Raw genomic sequence first — 25299 nt, forward strand, 5'->3', positions numbered from 1 at the left:
TGATTTTATTGACGTATGAATAAGAAACCCGTTTATTTTCTTAAAAAAACACTTCGTATCTTAATGTGGTGCGTGGTTTCTATAGTGGCACTTTTATTAGTTGTAATTATCTTAATTCAGGTTCCGTCAGTTCAAAATTTCGTTAAAGATAAAGCGATTACTTATCTAGAAGGTAAAATCAAAACCAAAGTTTCTCTCGATAAAATTCTAATTAAATTTCCCAAAGATGTAGTTCTGGAAGGTTTTTATTTTGAAGACCAAAAAAAGGACACTTTGCTGGCTGGTAAACGATTAGAAGTCGATGTCGATCTTTTTAAACTCGTAAGCAGCGAACTCGAAATCAATTCTGTTTCATTGGAAAATGTCAAAGCCAATATTTCCAGAAACAAAGACGGCGTTTTCAATTTTGATTATATCATAAAAGCATTTGAGTCTAAGGAACCAAAAGCAGAAGATCCTGATGCTAAACCTTTTAAAATTTCTGTTGTAAAAGTAAATCTCGATCAGGTTAAATTTAATTTTAAAGATGATTTTTCGAAGAATGATATCAGAGTAAATCTGACCCATTTTGATACCAAATTCAAAAAGTTCGATCTTGATAAAATGGATTTTAATATTCCGACCATCAATTTAAATGGCTTAAAAGTAGTTTTAGATCAGGATGTTGTCGAGAAAATTGCTGAAGTTTCAGTTAAAACAGTTGATACGGTTTCGAAACGGCCAGATTTTAAATTGGCATTGAATAAAATCACTTTGTCTAAAATCGATATTTTATACGATAATAAAGATTCCAAACTCAATTCGGGCATTCGTTTGGAGAATTTAAATTTGGCGGTAAATGAAATCGATCTGAATAAGCAGCTTCTAGATTTTGATACTTTCGAAGTAAAAAACCTTAGCGGAAATCTGCGATTAGGTGCAAAAGACAAACAAATTGAAACTCCAGATTTAGATACAACAGCCATAAAACAAGCAGGCTGGAAAGTAAAACTCAACGATGCCAATCTGGAAAATATAGCTTTCAGATTTGATGATATGCAGTCAAAACCTAAAACGAAAGGAATTGACTATGCACACTTGGATTTGGATAAATTCAATTTTAAAGCCGAGAAATTATATTACGGAAATGATACGATTTCAGGAAATATAAAAACGCTAACGGTAAATGAAAAAAGCGGCTTGCAGATCCAGTCTTTCAAAACCGATTTCTTTTACGGACCTAAAAATGCTTCGTTGGAAAATCTGTATTTGAAAACACCGCAAACTCTTCTTCAAGACAAAGTTAAAGCCCAATATAAATCATTAGAATCACTTCAGAAGGATTTAGGAAATCTTGCCCTTGACGCCAATTTAAAACAATCTAAAATTGGTTTCAAAGACATCTTGCTGTTTGTTCCCGACCTTCAAAATACAAATCCATTCAAAAGTAATCCAAATGCGATTTTGTATGTGGACAGCCGTATGAGCGGAAAAGTAAAAGATTTGAATATTTCGAAGTTTGAAATGAGCGGAATTGGTTCTACAAAAGTTTCTCTTTCGGGGAAAATTGCCGGATTGCCTGATGCGCAAAAAGCATATTACGATTTGGATATTAAAAAAGCTTCGACGACTTCAAAAGACATTAATATGCTGGTGCCAGCGGGAACAATTCCGAAAAATATCCAGCTGCCGTCTCAATTAAGTTTGCAAGGGAAATTTAAAGGTTCTGTTCAGAATTTTAAAATCAATATGACTCTAGCGAGCAGTTTTGGAAATGCAAAAATTGATGCTTTATTTGATCAGCGCGTTAAAAAAAGAGAAAAATACGATGCGCAAGTTTATCTGTTGGATTTTGATTTGGGACGTTTTATTAAAAATGATTCCATCGGAAAAATTACGCTTAAAGCAAAAGTTAAAGGAAACGGTTTAGATCCAAAAACAGCAAATGCTGTGGTTGACGGTTTGGTGCAAAAAGCAGTTTTTAATCGATACACTTATAGAGATTTAGCATTAAAAGGAAATATTGAAAATGGTTCTTTTGCAGTAAAATCGGGGATGAAAGACCCAAACCTCAATTTCGATTTAATAGCTTCTGGCGACACAAAAGATAAATATCCGACCATAAAATTAAAGCTGAACTTAGATATTGCCGATTTAGAAAAACTGAATTTGCACGCAGGGCCGATGAAGCTTCGCGGAAATGTTGATGCTGATATTGCCAATAGTAATCCTGATTTTCTGAATGGAAAAGTGTTTCTTTCGAACATTCAAGTTTTGCAAGATGCAGAACCGATTGTTTTAGATTCGATTCGTGTACTGGCTTTTGCGGATAAAGACAGCAATTCCATTAAAATTTCGTCTCAATTTCTAAAAGCCGAAGTAACCGGAAAATACAAATTGACGACTTTGGCAAATTCACTTCAAAAATCATTATCTAAATATATTGACCTTCAAAATCCGAAAGTCAACGCAGAATCAGACGAACAGAGATTGGCTTTTATGCTGAAAGTAGACAATGATCCTGTTCTTTTTAAATTGTTGCCAAAATTAACTGGATTAGAGCCTTTTACGATAAATGGAAATTATAATAATCATACCGATTCTTTAACGGTAAAAGGAACTATTCCGAGAATTGTTTACGGAGGCAATACCATTTCGGATGGGAAAATCAATATCGAAGCCAAAGAAAATGCGTTGGAATATTCAGTTTCTGTGGCAACAATTGAAAGCGGTTCTTTAAAAATTCCGTTTACGAGTTTGAGCGGACAAGTGCAAAACAATATTTTGACTTATGCACTTGAAGTTCAGGATGCGAAACAAAAACAGCAATATTTTATCGCGGGCGAATTTAAAGCAGAAGGGTCTAAAAATATTGTAAAACTTGACGCTGAAAACTTCATTTTAAATTATGATAAATGGAATGTTGATCCTGAGAATGCGATTGAGTTTGGAGAAAAAAGGCTTTATGTCAATAAATTCAATTTGAGCAATAACGGAAATGAGTTAAAAGTGCAATCGCAAGGGAATCAAAACAATGCGCCTTTGCAAGTAGATTTTGTCAACTTCAAAATCGAAACCATTATGAACATGGTTAAAAAAGATGAGTTATTGATGCAAGGTTTGATAAACGGAAATGCATTGGTAGAAAATGTGATGACGAACCCAACTTTTACATCCGATTTAAAAATTGATGATTTTACTTTTAAAGGTTCAAAAGTCGGAGATTTAGAAATAAAAGTAGATAATAAAACAGCCAATACACTTGCCGCAAATGTAGCCTTGAGCGACGAAGGAAATGACTTGAAGCTAACAGGAAATTATCAGTTAGATGCAGGAACATTTGATTTTGATGTAGCCATTAATAAGCTTTATATCAAAAGCATTCAAGGTTTTAGCATGGGAAACATTACTGAAGGGCAAGGCTTTTTGTCGGGAAATTTTAAGCTGACAGGAAATGCTTCGGCTCCCCAAATTAATGGAGAATTGGTTTTTAATGATGCTGGTTTTAGAGTCACGCAGCTCAATTCGTATTTTAAAACAAAAAATGAAAAAATCACGTTCAGCAATGAGATGATTTCATTTGATAAATTCTCTCTTTTTGATGAAAATGATAACGAATTGTTTGTAAATGGAACCATTCAGTCTCCAGATTTTGTCAAATACAATTTCAATTTGCTTGTTGAAGCCGACGATTTTAGAGCCATCCATTCGCAAGCAAAAGACAATGATTTGTTTTATGGCGATTTATTTTTAGATACAAAACTGAATATCAAAGGAAATTTGGATAGTCCCGTTGTTGATGGAACTATTAAAATAAATAAAGAAACGAAGTTTACGGTCGTAATGCCGCAGTCAGACCCTTCGATTGCCGATCGCGAAGGAATTGTAGAATTTGTTGACGAAGATAATCTGTACTTGAAGCAAACGGTTGATATGCAGAACAAACTGAATCAGTCGGAATTGAAAGGAATGGATGTTAATGTGGCTATTTCGATCAATAAAGAAGCCGAATTGACTTTGCTAATCGATAAATCTAATGGCGATTATTTGAATTTGAAAGGAGAAGCAGAATTAGTTGGAGGAATCGATCAATCGGGAAAAACAACTTTGACTGGAAAATATGAATTTTCGGATGGTTCTTATCAAATGAATTTCAACGGAATTAAAAGAAAATTTGATATTCAGAAAGGAAGTTTCATCACCTGGAATGGCGAACCGACAATGGCAACTTTAAATATTACAGCCATTTATAAAGTCAACACAGCGCCAATTGATTTATTGGGGAGTCAGTTGAAAAATCTATCTCCATCGGTTCAAAACACCTACAAACAAAAACTTCCTTTTCAGACTTTATTGAAAATGAATGGAGAATTGCTGAAACCCGAAATTTCGTTTGGAATTGTCCTTCCCAAAGGAAATTATAATGTTTCTACAGATGTTGTAGATATGACACAGGCAAAATTAAAACAGCTGGAACAAGATCCCGCCGAACTTAATAAACAAGTTTTTGCCCTTTTATTATTGAACAGATTTGTGGGCGAAAATCCTTTTGCGAGCGAAAGCGGTGGCATAAATGCAGAATCTTTTGCGAGACAGAGTGTGAGCAAGATACTTTCGCAGCAATTGAATAATCTGGCAGGAGATCTTATTGAAGGATTTGAAGTCAATTTTGATTTAGAATCGACAGAAGATTATACGACAGGAACCATGCAGAACAGAACCGATCTGAATGTTGAAGTTTCTAAAAAATTGCTAGACGATCGATTAAAAATTACGGTTGGAAGCAGTTTTGGAGTAGAAGGGCAGGAACGTGCCAACGAAGAATCAACCAATATTGCTGGCGATGTCGCTTTAGATTATCAACTGACAAAAGATGGCCGTTACATGATTCGTGCGTATCGCAAAAACCAATATCAGGTTGCAGTAGAAGGTCAGGTAATAGAGACAGGAGTCGCCTTTGTAATTACAATGAGCTACAATAAATTCAGAGAATTATTTCATCGTACAGAAGAAGAAAAACAGCTAATTAGAGAAGAAAAAATTCGCAAGGAAAAAGAAAAGCAAAAAAAGAAAGAGGATAAAGAAAAGGGTAAACTGCAAGAGAACGAAGACGAAAAAACGATTGAAGGAAATGAGCAAAAGACATAATCATAGAAATATTTATTTAAAGTATATCGCGCTGCTTTCCTTATTTTTTGTTTTAGGATGCAGCAACACGAAATATCTTCCTGAGGGCGAATTGCTTTATACTGGCGGTTCTGTTACAGTAAAAGATTCGATCATGAAAAAGAAAGATCGAAAAGCGCTGGAAGCAGAATTGGAAGGACTGTTGCGTCCAAAACCGAACAAACAGTTTTTGGGGCTTCGACCTAAATTGCTGATATACAATCTTGCAGGAGAGCCTAAAAAAGATAAAGGAACACGATACTGGCTGCGCAACAAAGTTGGAGAACCGCCAGTGCTTTTCAGCCAAGTTGATTTGGATTATAATGCTTCGGTTTTACGAAATTTTACAGAAAATAGAGGTTATTTTAAAACTCGTGTCAGCGCCGATTCGACTGTTCGAAATAAAAGGGTTACGGCAGAATATATTGTTACGCCAAGAAAACAGTACATCATAAAAAGCGTTACTTTTCCAGACGACTCCTTAAAAATGTCAAAAATTATTGCCAGAAGCCATAAAAGAAGTCTTCTTAAAGTTGGAAATCCATACGATTTGGACATCATTAAAGCAGAAAGAGAAAGAATCGATGCCAGATTAAAAGAAAAAGGTTATTTCTATTTTAATCCAGATTATATTTTGGCAAAAGTAGACAGCAGCAAAGGAGATCACGAAGTGCGAATCAGATTGGTGATAAAAGACGATACGCCTGTAAAAGCCTTAACTTCATACAAAATAGATAAAATCTTTGTGTACCCAAATTATTCGCTTGCCAATGATAGTGCGGTTTATAGAAAAAGAGATATAGTGCAGTATAAAGATTTTACTATAATTGATACAGCAGATACCTTTAAACCAAGAATTTACGATCGAACCATTTATTTCAAAAAAGGAGATGTTTACAACAGGAAAGACCATAATTTGACCTTAAACCGATTTGTGAATTTGGGGACTTTCAGTTTTGTGAAGAACGAATTTAAACCGTCAGATTCTATTCCGAATGCTTTAGATTCGTATTACTATTTGACTCTTTTGTCAAAGAAATTCATAAGAGTTGAAGTTATCGGAAAAACGAACTCAGCAAGTTATACTGGTACAGAATTAAATCTGAATTGGAATAACCGAAACTTTTTGCGCGGTGCAGAATTGTTTACAGCGTCAATTTTTGGAGGAGCCGATTTTCAGCTGGGCGGAGTAAATAGAGGAAAAAATATTTACAAACTAGGAGGCGAAGTAAGTTTAACTTGGCCAAGATTTATAACCCCTTTTCATATTGAAGGAAATAGCGAATATGTGCCAAGAACTAGAGCAACTTTGCGTTACGAATACCAAAAAAGGACACAATTGTATGCTTTAAACTCTTTTAATACTTCTTTCGGTTATATGTGGAAAGAAAACATTCGCAAAGAACATCAATTGAATGTAATTGATGTGACTTATGTAAGCCCAAATCATGTTACGCCAGAATATTTAGCAGATGTTGATAAAGATCCAGCCTTAGGAAAAGTAATCGAAAAGCAACTTGTTTTTGGTCCAACGTACAATTACACGTATACCAACACGATGCAGAAGCGTAAAAAGAATACGATCTATTTTAATGGCGAATTAGATTTGGCCGGAAACCTAACAGGACTGCTTACAGGAGCAAATATCAAGAAAAACGACACCATAAAAATCTTCGATGTTCCCTTTAGCCAATATGTAAAAATCAGATCCGATTTTAGGCATTATTTAAAATTAGGTAAAGAAAGCGAGTTAGCCAGCAGATTGATTGTCGGTGCCGGTTTTGCTTATGGAAATTCGAGAACACTTCCAGCATCTAAGCAGTTTGTAGTAGGAGGAACGAACAGTATTAGGGCTTTTAGAGCGAGAACTTTAGGGCCAGGTAGTTATGTTGTTCCGACAGAAACTAGTGATAATTATACGCCAGACCAATCTGCCGACTTAAAATTAGAATTCAATACCGAGTATCGCGCTAAACTTTTTAGTATTGTAAGAGGTGCTGTGTTTTTAGATGCGGGAAATATTTGGCTTTTGCACGCCGATCCTAACAAACCTGGAGCAGAGATTTCAAAAGATTTTATGAAAGAAATTGCCGTTGGTGCGGGAGTAGGTTTGCGCTTCGATTTATCCTTTTTAGTTTTAAGAACCGATTTAGCCATTCCGCTTCGAAATCCTGCATTGCCAGACGGACAAAGATGGGTAATTGACGATATTAATTTCGGAAGCAGTTCTTGGAGAAAAGACAACCTGATTTTGAATATTGCTATAGGTTATCCGTTCTAGTTTTTGTTTTTTCTAGCTACGAATTCACGAATTTTCGCTAATCAATGCAGATACTTTTAATTTGAATTCACAAATTAAATTTGTGAAAAAGAAAAAAATAATAGACAACGAGAATATTGAAAATTCGTGAATTCGTGGCTAAAAAAAGAAATAATTTCATGGCTAAAAAAAGAAAAAAATGAAGTAAATTGGTCTAAAATATTTTATTAGAATGCAAAACTTGATCAAAAGAATTATAGGTATTGGAGTTATTGTTTTAATAATTGTTCTGGGATTTAAATATTGCCAGTTCAAAAAAGACGATGACACAGATATTCAATATAATACCAATTTAATTCAGCAGCAGATTCTTAATGTTGGTAAATTGGTCGTTACCGAAGGGCATTTCTCAGAGGTCATTACCTACAAAAATCAGCAGAAATATTTGATGGACATGATTTCTTTTGAGAAAAAAGCGCTAATCGTTGTCAACGCAAATGTGACTGTTGCTTACGATTTGCATCAAATGAAATATGATATTGATGAGAAAAACAAAACCATCACGATTTTAAATATTCCAAAAGAAGAAATCACGATAAACCCAGATATTCAGTTTTACGATGTTGAGCAAAGTAAACTGAATCCGTTTACGGGAGACGATTACAATAAAATCAATAAATCGGTAAAAGCCAATCTGGCAAAGAAAATCGAGAAGTCTACCCTAAAAACCAACGCTCAAAATAGACTGATAAGCGAATTGTCTAAGATTTTAATCATGACCAATTCAATGGGATGGAAACTGCAATACAATGGAAAAACTATTGAATCTGAAACTGAATTGACTCAGGATTTGAAGCTGTAGTTTTTTTTAAGGTTCAAAGTGGCAGAGGTTCAAAGTGGCATAGGTTTTTTGCCAGAGATTAAAGGATTAAAATGATTTTTTGAATAGCCTCCTGCTTTAGCTGGAGGCTATTCAAAAAAAAAAACTTTGTGTCTTAGTGCCTTTGTGGCAAATTAGGCAAAAGAACTGTCAAAAATCAAATCCAATCCGCCAGAAATTAAATGCGCAACCTCAGGACGTCTTTCTTTCAATTGATCCAGATAAACCAAAACTTCCTGCAAAAGCTGTTTTTCGTCAGAATCCTTCAGAAGTTCTGTGATTTCGACAGCTAAAAGCCAATCGTTTGAATGATTGTTTTTTAGTTTTTCAAAAACAGATTTTAGTGCTGTTTTATCACTTTTATTTATTCTAATAGCTCTAACGGCTACGTATAAATTTTCTAATTCGTCACGCTCTTCAGTATGTTTCGCTTTGATTGTTTTTGTTGAAGGAACAATATTAATTAAGTCAAAACTATTCACGTCAGCTGGGCCTGAGAAAGCAGAAATCACTTTTTTGCCAATTGCCATATCATAATTGCCCCATTCAGGCTGAAACAAAACAGTCTCGCCATGAGTTACGGTGCAATTTCTAAAACTGATTAAAATAATTTCTCCGTGAAGATTTCTAGATCCCGTAATGATTTCGCCTTCAACAATAATGTTGCCTTCAAATTCCAGTTTTACAGTTTCATTTTCTACAATGCTGTAAGCCTGTAAGTCTTTCGGACTCATATCTTCAATTGCCAGATTAAACCCTTTCAGTTTCCCAATCGGGCTGCCAAACCCGTGCGGATGCGTTAAAGTTCCGTGTCCGACCAATTCTTTTTCGCGGTAAGCCAAAGCAGTTTTACCTGTAGTCTGGATGTAAACTGGTTTTCCTTCTTCTTCGATAACATTGGTAAAAACTCCAGAAATCTGAAGACCAGTGCTTAATTCAATAGTTCCCAAAGCATTTGAATGAATCAGTTTTTGAATTCCAGAAAGGCCTCCTGTTCGTAAAGCCATTTTGTTGGCAAACTCTTCTAAGATCAAACTCAAATGCGAAAAAGTTGGCGTTACATAAAGCTGGGGCTGCAACTGCGTAATATCGAAATTCTGATTAGCAGCCGAAATATCATAAGGTATTTTCTTTACATTATCGGTCATACAGTGGGCGCTTTCGCCAATCGAAGAAAGCAGTCCCGCGCCATATATTTTTGGGTTTTCAACAGTTCCAATCAAACCGTACTCGACAGTCCACCAATGCAAATTTCTGATTTGAGCCATTTCAGACAATTCGCCCATATCATTTTGTAAATCGGCAACAGCTTTTTCGGCTTCATCGATTTTTTCTTGCGGCGTGTCTTCGGCTTCCTTTAAAATTGAAAGCAGACGAATTGCTTCATACATTTGATAATCTTTATGAGAAGAAATGGCTTTGCACCCAATTTCGCCAAAACGTCTTAAATATTCAGCATATTCTGGATTGGCAATAATAGGAGCGTGGCCTGCACCTTCGTGAATGATGTCTGGGGCAGGAGTATATTCAATATGTTCCAATTGACGAATGTCTGAAGCAATAACCAAAACATTATAGGCCTGAAACTCCATAAAAGCATTTGGCGGAATAAAACCGTCAACAGCAACCGCTGCCCAGCCAATTTCGCTAAGGATTCGGTTCATGCCGTACATACTCGGAATAGAGTCTATTTCGATACCGGTTTTGCGCAAGCCTTCCAGATAAGAATCGTGCGCAACTTTAGAAAGATAATCTACGTTTTTGCGCATTACATATCGCCAAACCGCCTGATTGATAGGAGTGTAATCACTATAATCTTGAGGTTTAATAAATTGCTGTAAATGTTTAGGCAATCGCTCTAATAACGGATTGGTTTCAATATTTGGATTCATTTCGAAAACGTTGTAGATTAAAATGTAAAATTACGAATTTGCGACTCGATTTTTTATCATCCATCACAAAATTTTTATTCGAAATTGAGTTTTATTGCATTTTTGTAGATTTTTAAAGAGCTGAAATGAAATAGAATTTTAGCAGTCGTTATTTTCGAAACTTACTTTTTCCATCGTTTGTTCATAGTTTTCCATCTCTTTTTTGGTCATTGAAGTTTCTTTTACTTCTATTTTTAGCTGCTTTTTAGCATCTGGGCTAATCCATAAACCAGAAAAAGTATTTCCTAATTTCTTTAAAATTAAAACACCGCTAAAACCATGTTCAACCATGACAAATTCATTTTCAACCTTCTTATTTTGGGTAGGATAAAGCTGAATCCATTTGTTCGACTTATAGCGATACATTGCAATATAGTCTAAATCGGCAGTGCATTGATTTTCTTGCGTCTTAATGTAAATGGTTACAGGAGTTTTTCCATCAACAGTTCCTTTGTATAAATTAGAAGCCGACGTTTGAGATTGCGCTGCTAATTGATTTAAAAAGGAGAAACAGATTGCAATAAAGAAAATTACTTTTTTCATAAATAAAAGAATATAGATTTGGTTTAATTCATTGAATCAAATATAAAATTCTGCTTTTTATTTGAAAGAAATTTTTTAAGATTTTTTTACTGCATTTCTCATCTCATTTTCTGCATTTCTAAAATATTCAATTTTATGGCTAAACATAAATGCCATATTGGTAGCGCGCATTTTAGCTTCTTCAGTTATGGGTCCCGCAAATTGCGAATCGATTGTTGAATTAAAAATAGCAATCCAACGGTCAAAGTGGGTTTTGTCTACAGGTAGCTGTTTATGCGGAGGAAAAGGTGTTCCAGAATAAGCGCGGACATCAAATAGAATGGTTTGCCAGAAATTGTACATTTTTTGCAGATGAGGTTCCCAGCGATCTTGCAATTTATCATTAAATATCGGCCCGATTAAATCGTCTTTTCTAACATTTGCATAAAAGCTGTTAACCATTTGCTGAATGTCTTCTATTGTCGAAATATCTTTTAAAGCTGTCATTTTATTGAATTTTAAGTAAACTGCAAAAATACAATATATCTTTCTTTTACCTTCCTGATAATTGTCATATGCCCTTTAGTTGCTCGGCAAAATCGCATTTTGTAAGGAATTGTATAGATTTTTTATTTTATGATAAGTTATTTCGGTTTTAATAGGTAAGTTTTTTATGATTTTTAATTTTTTAAAATATTGTTTTTCAGTGATTTGAAAAACAATAAGATGAGTTTTTGTTATATCGATTTTTTTAATTTGATGTGTATTTGTAAAGTTAAAAAAATGAGAATGTTGTAAAAATACTCATAATATTGTGCTGTTTTAGTAAAATAAAACTGAATAAATAAGAAAAAACTAATTATCAAACCAAAACCACAAAAGAATGCACAAAACTACTCAAACACCTACAATTCGGGTAAGTAAAGCGTTGAAACTATTATGTTGCAGTACGCTTTTATTCATGAACAGCTTAAATGCTCAGACGGTAACTCCTTGGATGACCACTGGAGATCAAACTAAATTGTTGCAGCAGCAGGCAACTGTAAGTTTCGGAACCAATTCGGGAACCAATCCTTCCACTGTAACAGTAAATGCTGGAACAACCTATCAGACTATGGACGGATTCGGTTATACTCTTACCGAAGGAAGCTGCGAAGTTATTTCCGGAATGGCAGCAACGCAGCAAAACCAACTGCTGAATGATTTGTACAATCCAACGACGGGATTAAATGCAAGTGTTGTTCGTATCAGTATTGGAGCTTCAGATTTAAGCAGTTCTTCTTACAGCTATAACGAAACTTCGAGAGACACCAATATGAATAATTTTAGTTTGAACGGACCTGATTTAACTTATTTAGTTCCAATCATTAAAAAAATCTTACTGATTAATCCTAACATCAAAATCCTGGCAACACCTTGGTCTGCACCAAGATGGATGAAAACTAATGGTTCTTGGGTTGGAGGCTCTCTACAGACGCAATATTATGCAGCCTATGCGAAATACTTCGTAAAATATTTTGATGCGATGAAAGCACAAGGTATTAATATTTGGGCAATTACACCGCAAAACGAGCCAGAAAATCCAAACAACGAACCAAGTATGCTGATGAATTCTACAGAGCAGAAGAATTTCATCAATCAACAGCTTGGGCCTCAAATGGCAGCAGCCGGTTATGGAAACATTAAAATTATTGCTTTTGATCACAATTGTGATAATACGGCATACCCAATTGATGTTTTAAATAATAGTTCTTATGTTGATGGAGCTGCATTTCACTTGTATTTAGGAAATATCTCCGCAATGTCAACGGTAAAAACTCAAACCAATAAAAACGTTTATTTTACAGAACAATACACGGGTTCGGGCGGAAGCTTTAGCGGAGATTTTGGCTGGCATATGCAAAACGTAGTGATTGGAAGCACAAATAACTGGTCTAAAACAGTTTTAGAATGGAATGCGGCAAACAATTCAAGTTTAGGGCCTCGTACTCCTGGCGGATGCACCACGTGTCTAGGCGCGATTACAGTTAACAATAGCACAAGTTATACTAAAAATGTAGCGTATTATATTATTGGCCAGATTTCTAAATACGTCAAGCCAGGCGCAGTACGAATTGCTTCTTCAAGTACAAGCGGCACTATTTCTTCAGTTGGTTTTAAAAATCCAGATGGTTCAACGGCACTTGTAATTTATAATTCGGGAGGATCATCCAATACGATAAAAGTAGTTTCAGGATCGTCAGCGTTTAATTATGCAGTTCCAGCATCTTCGGCGGTTACTTTTACTTGGGGCGCATCAAATCCTGTTGCGGTTACAGGAGTTAGCGTAAGCCCAACTTCGGCTACAATAACAGCAGGTCAGACTCAGCAATTGACAGCGACGGTTGCTCCGAGCAATGCTACAAATACGACTGTAAATTGGAGTTCTAGCAACACTGCCGTAGCAACAGTAAACTCAAACGGGTTGGTTTTAGCCATTGCTGCAGGAAACGCCACAATTACTGCGACTACTGTTGATGGGGCAAAAACAGCAACGAGCGCCATTACAGTAACAGCCGGCTCAACTGGTTTTCCAGGATACTACAATATTATTTCAAGAAATAGTAATAAAGGTTTAGATGTTGCCGATAATGCCACTGCAAGCGGAAGCAGAATTCAGCAATATGATATAACAAATGGAGGGGGAAGCAACCAGCGTTGGAAGTTTGTTTCTGACGGAGGCGGTAATTACTACATCATCGTAAAATCGACAGGAATGTATCTGGCTGTTGAAAACAATGGCACAGCTGATGGATTAAAAGTGCAGCAGAAAACTTTTTCATCTTCTAATGAATTTAAATGGACGGTAACGAGTTTAGGAACTGGATATTATAAAATTATAAATGTAAACAGCGGTAAATCGCTTGATGTTGAAAATGTTTCTACAGCAAATGGCGCCAATATTCAGGTTTGGGCTTATACTGGAGGCTTAAATCAGCAGTGGCAGTTGGTGCAAGTGGAGTCTTCTACAGCAAAAAGCGCTTTAGCAGTGCCGGCAGCGGCAGTTGAAAATACAAGTTTAAATGATATGACCATTTTTGTAAATGAAGCAGATGATTCTTTAAAAATTGACACGAATCATGAAGGAGATGCTGAGGTGCAGATTTTTAATATTACGGGACAGCCAGTTTTGAAGAAAAATGTAAAATTTGTAAAAGGAAATCAAGCTGAAGTAGAGATTTCTCGATTGCCAAAAGGCGTTTATATTGTAAAAGTTAACGATAGTAAAGGTTCGTATTCGAAAAAAATCTTGAAGCAATAATTACATCCACAATTCATTCAATTAGTAATTTGTATTGAATTTGAAAAGGCTGTCATCCCATCTGACAGCCTTTGTTTTAATTTTATCCGATCAATTGCGTAAACAAATCCTGATTGTCATTCAGATATTGAAATTCAAAGCCATTTTCGGTCATTTTCAGCTTGATTGGCATAATATCATTTTTGTTTTTCAATTCTAAACCAACCACAACAGAACCTACTTCGCGACTGTTTTTCTTAGCAAATTGAAAATACGTGATGTCATCGTCGGGACCTAAAATATTATTGACAAATTCTTTTAAAGCTCCTGGGCGCTGCGGAAACTGAATCATAAAATAATGCATTAAACCTTCATAAAGCAAAGAGCGCTCTTTTATTTCGGCAGTTCTTTCAATGTCGTTATTGCTTCCGCTTACAATGCAGACTACATTTTTGCCTTTAATTTTATCCTTATAAAAATCCAGAGCAGCAATTGTTAGAGCTCCTGCAGGTTCTACCACCATTGCTTCTTCATTGTATAATCTTAAAATTGTAGTGCAGACTTTGCCTTCTGGAACCAGAATAATATCTTCCAAATTGTAGCGGCAGATTTCAAAAGTCTTGTCCCCAACTTGTTTTACGGCTGCACCATCTACAAACTTATCGATTGTTTTTAATGGCGTATTTTTGTTTTCTTCAATTGAAGTTTTCATCGAAGGAGCACCTTTTGGCTCAACACCGATTATTTTTGTGTGCGGACTTAAATGCTTAAAAACTTCTGATAGGCCAGAAGCTAATCCGCCACCGCCAATTGGAACAAAAACATAGTCGATTGGCTCTTTAAAACTTTCTAAAATTTCTAATCCGACAGTTCCTTGTCCAGCGATTACTTTTTCATCATCAAAAGGATGGATAAAAGTTTTATGATTTTTGATGGCATCAGCAGTTGCCGAAGCATAAGCATCATCAAAAGTATCTCCAGTTAAAACAATTTCGACAAACGATTTTCCAAACAATTGAACCTGCTTTACTTTTTGTTTTGGAGTGGTTTTGGGCATATAGATTTTACCATGAATCTTTAAAAGATTGCACGAATAGGCAACACCTTGAGCATGATTGCCTGCGCTGGCGCATACTGTTCCGTTTGCTTTTTCTTTTTCGTTTAACGAAGAAATTTTATTATAAGCGCCTCTAATTTTATAGGAACGAACGATTTGCAAATCTTCTCTTTTTAGTAAAATAGTCGATTCAAATTCGTCTGAAAGATTCAAATTTTGGGTTAAAGGCGTGGCGGCAACTACATTTTCGAGATGCTTCTTTGCATTAAGTACTTCTTCAAATAAACTCATGATGTTTTGTTTTTTTGCCGCGAATTATACAGATTCATGCTAATTTGTATAATTCGTGGCGGCTTTTTAATTATTCTTAAAATAAAAAACCTCCCAATTGGGAGGTTCTTATACATTATATTTCACAAACTTATATAACACCTCGCCATTATTGCTGAATTGCAATAATGCTGATAATAGCGATAATAATGTTGTTAAAGTTTTTCATTTTTTATACTAATTGAATAGCAAATGTAAATAATTATTTTTTTACTGGAGGATATTGAGCTAAAATTTTGCCTACAAACTCAGCAATTTTTTCATCCTTTTTATCGATGTTTCTTGTCAAAGTCCCAACGCCTTCACCTTGCCAGATCATTTCTTTCTTTTTAGCATCGATTAAATCAATATACAAAGTACCTTCAGTAGAAGTAGAAACTGTAGTTTGTCCTCCATACATCATGTAAGGATTCCAGCCCCAGCCCCAGCCATAACCCCAGCCAGCAGTAAATTGGTTTACATCTACTTGTTCTCTTGACTTAGTAAAAATATTTACCAGTAAGTCAGGATTTTCGCTTTTGGTAAAGCCTTTAGCCTGCATTTGATCATCAATCGCGCGTAGGATTCTTCTTTTGTCTAAATCTGATATCTCGACCTTGTCAATTCCGGGCTTGAAATAGGCGTATGTTTTATAAGGCGTAAAATCGACAGTTTTGTCATAATCAGAATAAACGGTCACAGTGCTGCATGAAGCAAATACAAACAGCAGTAAAAACGGAATTAACTTTAGTGTTTTCATATTAAAAGAAATTAGTTGTTCTTGTTTTGTCAGGTTGAGCGAAGTCGAAACCCGTTCTATAAGCCTTCGACTTCGCTCAGGATGACATGACATTGTAATTTATGAACTTAAATTAAAGTAAACTTTCGTCAACTAAATTTGGCAAAGTAACTTTTAGTAGCGGCTCAACTTCCATAGCTCTTTTTATAGCAAAAACAGCACCTTCATTTCGAGCCCAGCTTCTTCTTGAAATTCCGTTATTCACATCCCAGAAAAGCATTGATGCTAAACGTTTTGAAGCCTCTGTAGAACCATCAAGAACCATACCAAAGCCACCATTTATAACTTCTCCCCAGCCAACGCCGCCGCCATTATGAATAGAAACCCAAGTTGCACCTCTAAAGCTGTCTCCAATAACATTATGAATCGCCATATCGGCCGTAAAACGTGATCCGTCGTAAATATTCGATGTTTCTCTATAAGGAGAATCCGTTCCAGAAACGTCATGATGGTCGCGTCCTAAAACTACAGCGCCAATTTCGCCTTTTGCAATGGCTTGATTGAAGGCTTCCGCAATTTTGATTCTTCCTTCGGCATCAGCATACAAGATTCGGGCTTGCGAACCTACAACCAGTTTGTTTTCTTGTGCGCCTTTAATCCATTTAATGTTATCCTGCATTTGCTGCTGAATTTCATTTGGAGCAGTTTCGGCCATTTTTTCTAAAACTTCACAAGCAATGGCATCTGTTTTTAGTAAATCTTCGGGTTTTCCAGAAGTACAAACCCAACGGAAAGGTCCAAAACCGTAATCAAAACACATTGGTCCCATAATATCCTGAACGTAACTTGGATACTTAAAATCGATATTATTTTCTGCCATTACATCTGCACCAGCGCGAGAAGCCTCTAATAAAAAGGCATTTCCGTAATCAAAGAAATACGTTCCTTTTGCAGTATGTTTGTTGATTGCATCGGCTTGTCGGCGTAAACTTTCCTGAACTTTTTCTTTGAATAATTCGGGATTTTCGGCCATCATCTGATTTGCATCTTCAAACGAAGTACCTGCGGGATAATAACCGCCAGCCCACGGATTGTGAAGTGAAGTCTGGTCTGAACCTAAATCAATTTTTATGTTTTCCTGATCAAAACGTTCCCATACATCAACCACATTTCCTAAATAAGCAATCGAAACGGTTTCTTTGTTGGCTTTTGCCAAATTTACTCTGGCAACCAATTCGTCTGTAGAGGTTACCACTTCATTAATCCATCCCTGATCGTGACGAATTTTAGTAATCTTCGGATTTACCTCAGCGCAAACCGTAATGCAGCCAGCAATATTTCCGGCTTTTGGCTGAGCGCCAGACATACCGCCAAGGCCAGAAGTAACAAATAAGTTTCCTTCAGGATTTAGTTTTATTTTTCTGAAACCATTCAAAACCGTAATCGTAGTTCCGTGAACAATTCCCTGAGGGCCAATGTACATATAGCTTCCCGCGGTCATTTGACCGTATTGCGAAACTCCTAAAGCGTTCATTCTTTCCCAATCGTCAGGTTTAGAATAATTCGGGATTACCATTCCGTTTGTAACTACAACTCTTGGCGCTTCTTTATGAGAAGGAAATAATCCCATCGGGTGACCAGAATACATCGTTAAAGTCTGCTCATCTGTCATTTCAGACAAATATTGCATGGTCAATAAATACTGCGCCCAGTTTTGGAAAACAGCCCCATTTCCGCCATACGTAATTAATTCGTGAGGATGCTGTGCCACCGCATAATCCAAATTGTTCTGGATCATGTGCATAATCGCTTTTGCCTGCAATGATTTTCCTGGATATTCATCAATTGGTCTTGCGTACATTTTATAATCTGGACGAAGACGATACATATAAATACGCCCGTAAGTTTCTAATTCTTCCGAAAACTCAGGAAGCAATTCAGCGTGGTGTTTTGGATCAAAGTAGCGCAAAGCATTTTTCAGCGCCAGCTTTTTTTCTTCTGCCGAAAGGATTTCTTTTCGCTTCGGAGCATGATTAATCGCTAGATCGTAAGCTTGCTTTGGTGGCAATATAGAAGGTATTCCTTGTTGTATTTGTTCTTTGAAAGTCATTTTTTTTAAGATTCTAAGGTGCTGAGGATCTAAGATGCTAAGGTATTGCAGTTAGATTAACAACAGATTAATTTTTTGTTTTAATTGTATCGCCCCGCTGGGGCTTGAATGTGACCAACGTTTAAATAATTTCTATAAATATGTTGCTCCTAACGGAGCTAATGAAATAAGCCTTGGAAAGGCAAAATATTTAGAAAAAATTTTAGTCACCAATTTAAAAGCCTTGGAAAGGCGTAATATTTATAGAAAATAATAATCACCTAATACAAAAGCTCCAGCGGAGCGAAATAGGAGGAAATGAATATTATCTAAGATATTTATGAAATTGTCACATTTTCTAATTTTAAATTGGAATTTGGAATTTAAAAATTTGGATTTTATTTTAATTATCTCATTTTCAAATTGACTCATTGGCAAATTGTCACATTTTTTAATTAAAAAAAGCTAAGGATAGCGGATATCCGACCTATGATAGGACTTGTGGATTTTGATCCTGAATTTTCGTGAATGGATATCCATTTTATAATTTTAGATTATTGATTTTAGATTGGAATTTATTTAAATTATCGAATTGGCACATTTTCAAATTTTCTAATTCGCTTTCTTTCTTATTTCTCCTGTTCTCTTATCAAATCCGTAAGGACAATGCCTGCAGCCGCTTTTACAGCAGTAGCCGCGTTTTAAATGATGTTTTTCAGTAAAGCATTTGTAACCTTCGGGCGTATAGTAAAAATCTTCTCCTTCGATTAATTTATTTTCATTACTTTGCTCTTTCATAAATCTGCTTCGCGTTCCTTTTCGAATAATTAAAAATCAAAAATAAAAATATTTGATTATGATTTTATTGAAATCGAACAATTTTATAGCTACAAATTTATAAATTTTACAGCCAATGTTTCTGATTGTTGCCAAATATTTAATTCCAAAAGGATATCGAGGAATGGCTGTATTTCCATTTGTTTTGGTGAAATATGATTTTGATAAAGCAAATGGAGTTTTTGTTAATCATGAAAAAATACATTTGCGGCAACAACTGGAAATGCTGATTCTGCCATTTTTCATTTGGTATGTTTTGGAATTTTCAATTCGTTTAATCCAATACAAAAACAAAGATTTGGCCTACCGAAACATCAGCTTTGAAAGGGAAGCCTATACAAACGAAACCGATTTGAATTATCTCAAAAAAAGATCATTTTTTCAGTTTTTGAATTACCTGAAAAGCAATAAGCAATAGGCAATAAGCTTTAAGCATAAAAAAACAGATATGAATTGTAACTTTTGACTTTCGACTTTTGACTTTCAACTTAAAAAAAATGAATCCAGTTTTCAATCAATCCATAAATATTCAGTTTCCGAATGCGATTTCTTTGACAATTAAACGCGAAGATTTAATTCATCCATTTGTTTCGGGAAATAAATTCAGAAAGCTGAAATATAATTTGCTTCAGGCGAAAGCCGAAAATAAAGACACTTTACTGACTTTTGGCGGCGCTTTTTCCAATCATATTGCAGCGGTGGCTTATGCAGGAAAAGAGCAGGGTTTTAAAACGATCGGAATCATTCGCGGAGACGAACTTTTGGAGAAAATCGAAGAAAATCCGACGCTTAAATTTGCTCAGGAAAACGGAATGCAATTTGAATTTATTTCGAGAGAAGATTATCGTTTAAAGAGTGAAGAATCTTTTGTTGAAAACCTTAAAAACAAGTTTGGCGATTTTTATTTGGTTCCAGAAGGCGGTACAAACGAATTAGCTGTAAAGGGCTGTGAAGAGATTTTGACAGATGAGGACTCGGCTTACGATTACGTTTGCTGTGCGGTTGGAACAGGTGGCACGATTTCGGGATTAATTAATAGTTCGCTGTTAAATCAGAAAATTTTGGGTTTTCCAGCTTTAAAAGGTGACTTTTTAAAGGATGAAATTCGTATTTTTGCAAAAAAAGATAACTGGAATTTAATTTCTGACTATCATTTTGGAGGTTATGGCAAGATAAATTTAGAATTAATTGAATTTATTAATGCTTTTTTTGAAAAAACAAAAGTGCCTTTAGATCCAATTTATACGGGGAAGATGGTTTTTGGCGTTATAGATTTAATCGGCAAAAAATATTTTCCTGCAAATTCAAAAATTCTACTCATTCACACAGGCGGATTGCAGGGAATTGACGGAATGAATATAAAGTTGAAGCAGAAGAAATTACCAATACTTAAAACCAATGATTAAAAAAATTGTATTACTTCTCGTAATATTGGCTTTAGCAAGCTGCTCTTCTAGTAAGCCTGCCATCGCGACGACTAAAAAAGCGGCAGCAGTTCAAACTCGAACGGCTTCAGCAAAAAGAAATACTCCTGTTAAGCCAATTGGTAAAAATTACCCTTCCACGAATAATACAACTGAGGTTATTCAATCTACATCAAAAACAGTTGTTACAAGCGATTTAATCAACAACTATATACTGCAATACAAAGATATTGCGATGGGAAATATGAAGACTTACGGAATTCCTGCGAGTATTATTCTTGCGCAAGGAATTTTGGAGTCGGGTGCTGGAAAAGGCGATTTAGCTATTGAGGCCAATAATCATTTCGGAATAAAATGCCATAAAGATTGGCTGGGAGAAAGTGTCCGCCATGACGATGATTCGGCTCAGGAATGCTTTAGAAAGTATCCGCAGGCTTCAGAATCGTATAGAGATCACGCGTTATTTTTGGTTGGAAAAAAGAGATATGAGACATTATTCACTTACGAAAAAGATGATTATAAAGCTTGGGCAAAAGGCTTAAGGGCAGCGGGTTACGCAACAGATCCTAAATATCCTGATAAATTAATCAGTTATATTGAGCGCTACAATCTGCATCAATATGATTGTCAGGTTACAGGAAGAAATTATGTGCCAATTAATACTTCGGCTCCACAAAAAAAAGCATCGTATGATGTTGCTTCTGATCCGAAGATCAATATGAATCAATACGATCCGAATTTATATGAGGTTCAAAAAGGAGATACTTTGTATTCAATTTCAAAGAAATTCAATTTATTGGTTGAAGATTTAAAGAGAAAAAATAATCTGACTGATAATGCGATTTCAATCGGGCAGAGGCTTAAGGTTAAGTAATCAGTATTCAGGTTTTTAGTGTTCAGTCTCAGGTTTCAAACAATCTAAAATCTAATATCAGAAATCTAAAATTAAATGTTATATAAAAGAAGTAGTCAGCTTTTTGCTGAAGCAGAAAAAGTAATTCCGGGAGGAGTAAATTCGCCAGTAAGAGCGTTTAAAGCGGTTGGCGGAACTCCGATTTTTGTAAAAAGTGCTAAGGGCGCTTATTTATATGATGAAGACGGAAACAAATTAATCGATTATATCAACTCTTGGGGGCCAATGGTTTTAGGCCACGCGTATGAGCCGGTTGTAGATGCTGTAATCGAAAAAGCAAAATTAGGAACGTCGTTTGGAATGCCAACAGAATTGGAAACAGAAATTGCTGCTTTGGCCGTTTCTATGGTTCCGAATATTGATAAAATACGTTTTGTAAATTCTGGTACAGAAGCTTGCATGAGTGCAATTCGTCTGGCTCGCGGATTTACAAAAAGAGATAAAATCATCAAATTTGCAGGCTGCTACCACGGACATTCAGATTCATTTTTGATTCAGGCTGGAAGCGGGGCTGTAACTTTTGGTTCGCCAAATAGCCCAGGCGTTACGCAGGGAACGGCAAAAGATACTTTGTTGGCAAAATACAATGATTTAGAAAATGTAAAAACATTAGTTGAAGCTAATAAAGGAGAAATTGCTGCGATTATTATTGAAGCAGTTGCTGGAAATATGGGATGTATTCCACCTGCAAAAGGTTTCTTAGAAGGTTTGAGAGAATTGTGTACAGCAAACGGAATCTTATTGATTTTTGATGAGGTTATGACAGGTTTCCGTTTAGCTCGCGGTGGAGTTCAGGAATTGTATGGAATTGATGCTGATATCGTGACTTTTGGAAAAGTTATCGGCGGAGGACTTCCGGTTGGAGCTTTTGCTGCGAGAGAAGAAATCATGAATTATTTAGCGCCTCTTGGACCAGTTTATCAAGCAGGAACATTGTCAGGAAATCCGTTGGCAATGGCTGCTGGATATGCAATGTTGAAAGCGCTTGATTCAGACAGAGAAATTTTTACTCGTTTAGAAGAAAAAACAGCTTATTTAGAAGCAGGAATTGATAGGGTTTTAAAAGCTAATAATGTTGTATTTACAATCAATAGAGTGGGCTCTATGATTTCTGTTCACTTTGACGCAGATCCAGTTACCGATTTTCAAACTGCTGCAAAAGGAGATAACGAAACGTTTAAGAAATTCTTCCACGGATTACTGCAAGAAGGCGTTTATATAGCGCCATCTGCATACGAAACGTGGTTTATTACAGATGCATTGACTTATGAAGATTTAGATTTTACAATCAATGCGATTGATAAGGTTTCAAAAACATTTTAAATAAAAAAAAGAGGCTTCTAAAGCCTCTTTTTTTATGCGTCAAATTTATATTTTGTCATTTTTGCGCTCTTTCATTTTCTCTCTCATTTTGTCTTTTCTCTCCTCTTGCAGCGCTTTCCATTTGGTGTATTGGTCGGCTTTTAAGATCGATTTCATTTTGGCGTCATTTGCTGCGATTTCGTCTTCCATTTGTTTTTTGAAAGCCGCTTTTTCTTCAGCAGGTGGTTTTGTACCACTTTCTTTTTGCTCTTGGCGAGCATCTCTTAGTTTTTCGGCTTTGGCGCTTCTATCTGCCAAAAGCTGTTTCACCTGTGCTTGTTGATTGGCATCTAAACTTAATTCTTTAGTCAGTTTTTGAAGCTGTTTCTCATTGCGTTGCTCAGGAGTCATTCTTTCTCTTTGTTCACGAGTCGGTTTTTGATTCATGTCTTGTGCAAAACTTGCTATTCCAACAAATAACATAGCAGCGATAAATAATTTTTTCATGTCTTACGTTTTTTAATTGTTTATAGGGATTAGACTTTTTTAAATAAAGCAGGTTTAATTGGATTTTGAAAAATTATATTTTATTTAACAATTTGAAGAGTAGTTGATTAGTGGCTTTGTTAAGTGTTCATTGAAAATATTTTCTTATTTTTAATGGATTAAGAAATTTGAAATAATCAATTCCAAAACCATGAATAAAATTGCCTTTTTCTCTACTCAGCCTTACGATAAAACGTTTTTCAACAAATACAACGAAGATTTTGGTTTTCAGTTGGATTTTTTTGAAACGCAATTGAATCCGCAAACTGTGGCTTTAATTGAAGAATGCGAGATTGTTTGTGTTTTTGTAAATGATATTGTAAACGAAACGGTCATCAAGCAATTGGCAGAAAAAAAGGTGAAAATAATTGCTTTGCGTTGCGCCGGATTTAATAATGTTGATTTAGAAACGGCAAAAAAATACAACATAAAAGTCTGCCGTGTTCCCGCATATTCGCCACAGGCAGTTGCTGAACACGCTATGGCGATGATTTTGACATTAAATAGAAAAACGCACAAAGCTTATAACAGGGTTCGCGAGCAAAATTTTTCTTTAAATGGCTTGTTGGGTTTCGATTTATTCGGAAAGACAATAGGAATTATTGGAACTGGAAATATTGGAAAAGCATTTTCTAAAATTGCGCTAGGCTTTGGCTGTAAAGTTTTGGCTTATGATATTATGGAAAATGAAGAAATGAAAAAGGATGGCGTTTCTTTCGTAGGTTTAGAAGAAATTTTTAAATCGAGTGATATTATTTCGCTTCATTGCCCGTTGAACGAACAGACCAAACACGTCATTAATACAACTTCAATTTCTTTTATGAAAGATAGTGTTATGATTATCAATACAAGCCGTGGAGGATTGATCGAAACTTCTTCGGTAATTGAAGGTTTAAAAGAAGGTAAAATAGGTTATTTAGGGATTGATGTTTACGAACAGGAAGAAAAACTATTTTTTAGAGATCTTTCTGCAGATATTATACAAGATGATGCGATTCAGCGTTTGATGAGTTTTCCAAATGTTTTGGTAACTGCTCATCAGGCATTTTTTACCAATGAGGCTCTGACACAGATTGCTTTGGTGACTTTTAACAATATAAAATCATTGCTAAAGCAGAATGATATTGAAAATAAAGCAGCTTTACTAGTGTAAATTATAACGAATTTAAAATATTAAAGTATGAAAAATAAAATTTTAATCCTAGTTAGCATTTTGGCATTAAGTTCTTGTCAGAATAAAGATAATTCGAAAAATATTGTAAAAACGGTTGTTCAAGACACATTATCAAAAACACTTGGCGGAACAGCAGATTTGAGTGAAGCTACTCCAAAAGAAGACAAAGCCATAGAACTCATTCGAAAGCAATTGAACGTGCTGTTGAAAAAGGATATTCCAGCTATGACCAAAGATAATCGTTACTTTTATTATGATGCTTTCGATTTAAATAATGATCAGAAGAACGAATATTTGGTTGGGTTCTCAAATTCTTATTTCTGCGGAAGCGGAGGCTGTTCGGGTTATATTTTAAATAACGACGGAAGTGTGATCAATCATTTCACAGTAACCGATTTTCCGATTTATGTAACCACTTCATCAACAGAAAAATTTTATGATTTGATATTTGAAAGCGGAGGGAAGTTTCATCTCCTAAAAATGAAAAGTGGAAAATACCCGTCCAATCCGTCTGTTCAGCAAGTTATAAAAAGCGATGTTCCAAAAGAAAGCACAAAGGTTTTGGATATTCAAGGGGGAAAATTGGAGAAGTATTCGTTTTAAACAGATTGTCTTTAAATAGAAAACCCGACAGGTTTTTAAAACCTGTCGGGTTTGAACATCAGACTTCAGAAAGCCATTCAAGATCTTCTTTATCTAAATCTTCTTGAGAAATAACTCTTCCATGCTTTATATCGTCTTCACTTTCTTTAAGCATATCTAATTCATGTTCATCTAATTGATAAATTTCTTGATTGTTCATGGTTAAGTTATTTTTGTTTAGGTAATTTAAATAAAAAAGCTCAGCAGTTTTAAACCTACTGAGCTGTATTTATAATAAGATAAGACAAA

Annotated in this window: 19 protein-coding genes; 10 read left to right on the forward strand and 9 right to left on the reverse strand. The window is 35.4% G+C overall.

The window, feature by feature from the left end; translation table 11 throughout:
- Positions 1-15 precede the first annotated feature (15 nt).
- From N4T20_RS09710 to N4T20_RS09720, 3 genes are all read left to right on the forward strand, one after another.
- Positions 16-5127: a translocation/assembly module TamB domain-containing protein gene (locus N4T20_RS09710; protein WP_260672821.1), complete on the forward strand. Its 5112-nt coding sequence runs from the start codon at positions 16-18 to the stop codon at positions 5125-5127.
- Positions 5111-7426 (forward strand): BamA/TamA family outer membrane protein, encoded by a 2316-nt coding sequence (locus N4T20_RS09715; protein ID WP_260672822.1) that lies wholly within the window; start codon positions 5111-5113, stop codon positions 7424-7426. Before N4T20_RS09710 ends, N4T20_RS09715 begins: the two co-directional genes overlap by 17 nt.
- A 211-nt stretch (positions 7427-7637) precedes the next feature.
- On the forward strand, positions 7638-8267 hold the full coding sequence (locus N4T20_RS09720; protein ID WP_260672823.1) for a DUF4230 domain-containing protein: 630 nt from the start codon (positions 7638-7640) through the stop codon (positions 8265-8267).
- Positions 8268-8419: 152 nt separating this feature from the next.
- Here the strand turns inward: N4T20_RS09720 and N4T20_RS09725 are convergent, their stop codons facing one another.
- The 3 genes from N4T20_RS09725 to N4T20_RS09735 all read right to left on the reverse strand — a co-directional run bounded on the left by N4T20_RS09725 (position 8420) and on the right by N4T20_RS09735 (position 11245).
- Positions 8420-10177 carry an aromatic amino acid hydroxylase gene (locus tag N4T20_RS09725; RefSeq protein ID WP_260672824.1) on the reverse strand — a complete coding sequence of 586 codons (1758 nt, stop codon included), beginning with the start codon at positions 10175-10177 and terminating at the stop codon, positions 8420-8422.
- Positions 10178-10315: 138 nt separating this feature from the next.
- Positions 10316-10759, reverse strand: coding sequence for a hypothetical protein (locus tag N4T20_RS09730; RefSeq protein ID WP_260672825.1), 444 nt, complete (start codon positions 10757-10759; stop codon positions 10316-10318).
- A 75-nt stretch (positions 10760-10834) separates the two neighbouring features.
- Positions 10835-11245 (reverse strand): group III truncated hemoglobin, encoded by a 411-nt coding sequence (locus tag N4T20_RS09735; protein ID WP_260672826.1) that lies wholly within the window; start codon positions 11243-11245, stop codon positions 10835-10837.
- 376 nt (positions 11246-11621) lie between these two features.
- Here N4T20_RS09735 and N4T20_RS09740 point away from each other — a divergent pair, with 376 nt between their 5' ends.
- Positions 11622-14039, forward strand: a complete 2418-nt coding sequence (locus N4T20_RS09740; RefSeq protein WP_260672827.1) for an RICIN domain-containing protein — start codon at positions 11622-11624, stop codon at positions 14037-14039.
- Between the two features lie 82 nt (positions 14040-14121).
- Here the strand turns inward: N4T20_RS09740 and ilvA are convergent, their stop codons facing one another.
- The 4 genes from ilvA to N4T20_RS09760 form a co-directional block, all read right to left on the reverse strand.
- Entirely contained in the window at positions 14122-15366 is a 1245-nt protein-coding gene (ilvA, locus tag N4T20_RS09745; protein ID WP_260672828.1) for a threonine ammonia-lyase IlvA, read from the reverse strand.
- Between the two features lie 241 nt (positions 15367-15607).
- Complete coding sequence (locus tag N4T20_RS09750) at positions 15608-16144, reverse strand: DUF4136 domain-containing protein (protein ID WP_260672829.1); 537 nt, start codon at positions 16142-16144, stop codon at positions 15608-15610.
- A 112-nt stretch (positions 16145-16256) separates the two neighbouring features.
- The gene (locus N4T20_RS09755) at positions 16257-18233 is read right to left on the reverse strand and encodes a urocanate hydratase (RefSeq protein ID WP_260672830.1); all 1977 of its coding nucleotides are present in this window, start codon (positions 18231-18233) and stop codon (positions 16257-16259) included.
- 591 nt (positions 18234-18824) lie between these two features.
- Entirely contained in the window at positions 18825-19010 is a 186-nt protein-coding gene (locus N4T20_RS09760) for a DUF5522 domain-containing protein (protein ID WP_073418076.1), read from the reverse strand.
- A 115-nt stretch (positions 19011-19125) separates the two neighbouring features.
- Here N4T20_RS09760 and N4T20_RS09765 point away from each other — a divergent pair, with 115 nt between their 5' ends.
- The 4 genes from N4T20_RS09765 (at position 19126) to hemL (ending at position 22709) form a co-directional block, all read left to right on the forward strand.
- On the forward strand, positions 19126-19467 hold the full coding sequence (locus tag N4T20_RS09765) for a hypothetical protein (protein ID WP_260672831.1): 342 nt from the start codon (positions 19126-19128) through the stop codon (positions 19465-19467).
- 79 nt (positions 19468-19546) lie between these two features.
- Positions 19547-20455, forward strand: coding sequence for a 1-aminocyclopropane-1-carboxylate deaminase/D-cysteine desulfhydrase (locus N4T20_RS09770; protein WP_260672832.1), 909 nt, complete (start codon positions 19547-19549; stop codon positions 20453-20455).
- Positions 20448-21347 carry a glucosaminidase domain-containing protein gene (locus N4T20_RS09775; RefSeq protein WP_260672833.1) on the forward strand — a complete coding sequence of 300 codons (900 nt, stop codon included), beginning with the start codon at positions 20448-20450 and terminating at the stop codon, positions 21345-21347. Before N4T20_RS09770 ends, N4T20_RS09775 begins: the two co-directional genes overlap by 8 nt.
- A 75-nt stretch (positions 21348-21422) precedes the next feature.
- Complete coding sequence (gene hemL / locus N4T20_RS09780; RefSeq protein ID WP_260672834.1) at positions 21423-22709, forward strand: glutamate-1-semialdehyde 2,1-aminomutase; 1287 nt, start codon at positions 21423-21425, stop codon at positions 22707-22709.
- A 45-nt stretch (positions 22710-22754) separates the two neighbouring features.
- Here hemL and N4T20_RS09785 read toward each other — a convergent pair whose 3' ends face one another.
- Entirely contained in the window at positions 22755-23195 is a 441-nt protein-coding gene (locus N4T20_RS09785; RefSeq protein WP_260672835.1) for a hypothetical protein, read from the reverse strand.
- A 190-nt stretch (positions 23196-23385) separates the two neighbouring features.
- On the opposite strand from N4T20_RS09785, the gene N4T20_RS09790 reads away from it, so the two are divergent.
- Both N4T20_RS09790 and N4T20_RS09795 read left to right on the forward strand, forming a co-directional pair.
- A complete protein-coding gene (locus N4T20_RS09790; RefSeq protein WP_260672836.1) occupies positions 23386-24387 on the forward strand; it encodes a 2-hydroxyacid dehydrogenase in 1002 nt (333 codons plus the stop codon).
- Positions 24388-24414: 27 nt separating this feature from the next.
- On the forward strand, positions 24415-25011 hold the full coding sequence (locus N4T20_RS09795; RefSeq protein ID WP_260672837.1) for a hypothetical protein: 597 nt from the start codon (positions 24415-24417) through the stop codon (positions 25009-25011).
- Positions 25012-25069: 58 nt separating this feature from the next.
- Here the strand turns inward: N4T20_RS09795 and N4T20_RS09800 are convergent, their stop codons facing one another.
- Positions 25070-25210 (reverse strand): hypothetical protein, encoded by a 141-nt coding sequence (locus N4T20_RS09800; protein WP_260672838.1) that lies wholly within the window; start codon positions 25208-25210, stop codon positions 25070-25072.
- Between the last annotated feature and the right edge of the window lie 89 nt (positions 25211-25299).

The organism is Flavobacterium sp. TR2 (genome assembly GCF_025252405.1).
Taxonomy (GTDB): domain Bacteria; phylum Bacteroidota; class Bacteroidia; order Flavobacteriales; family Flavobacteriaceae; genus Flavobacterium.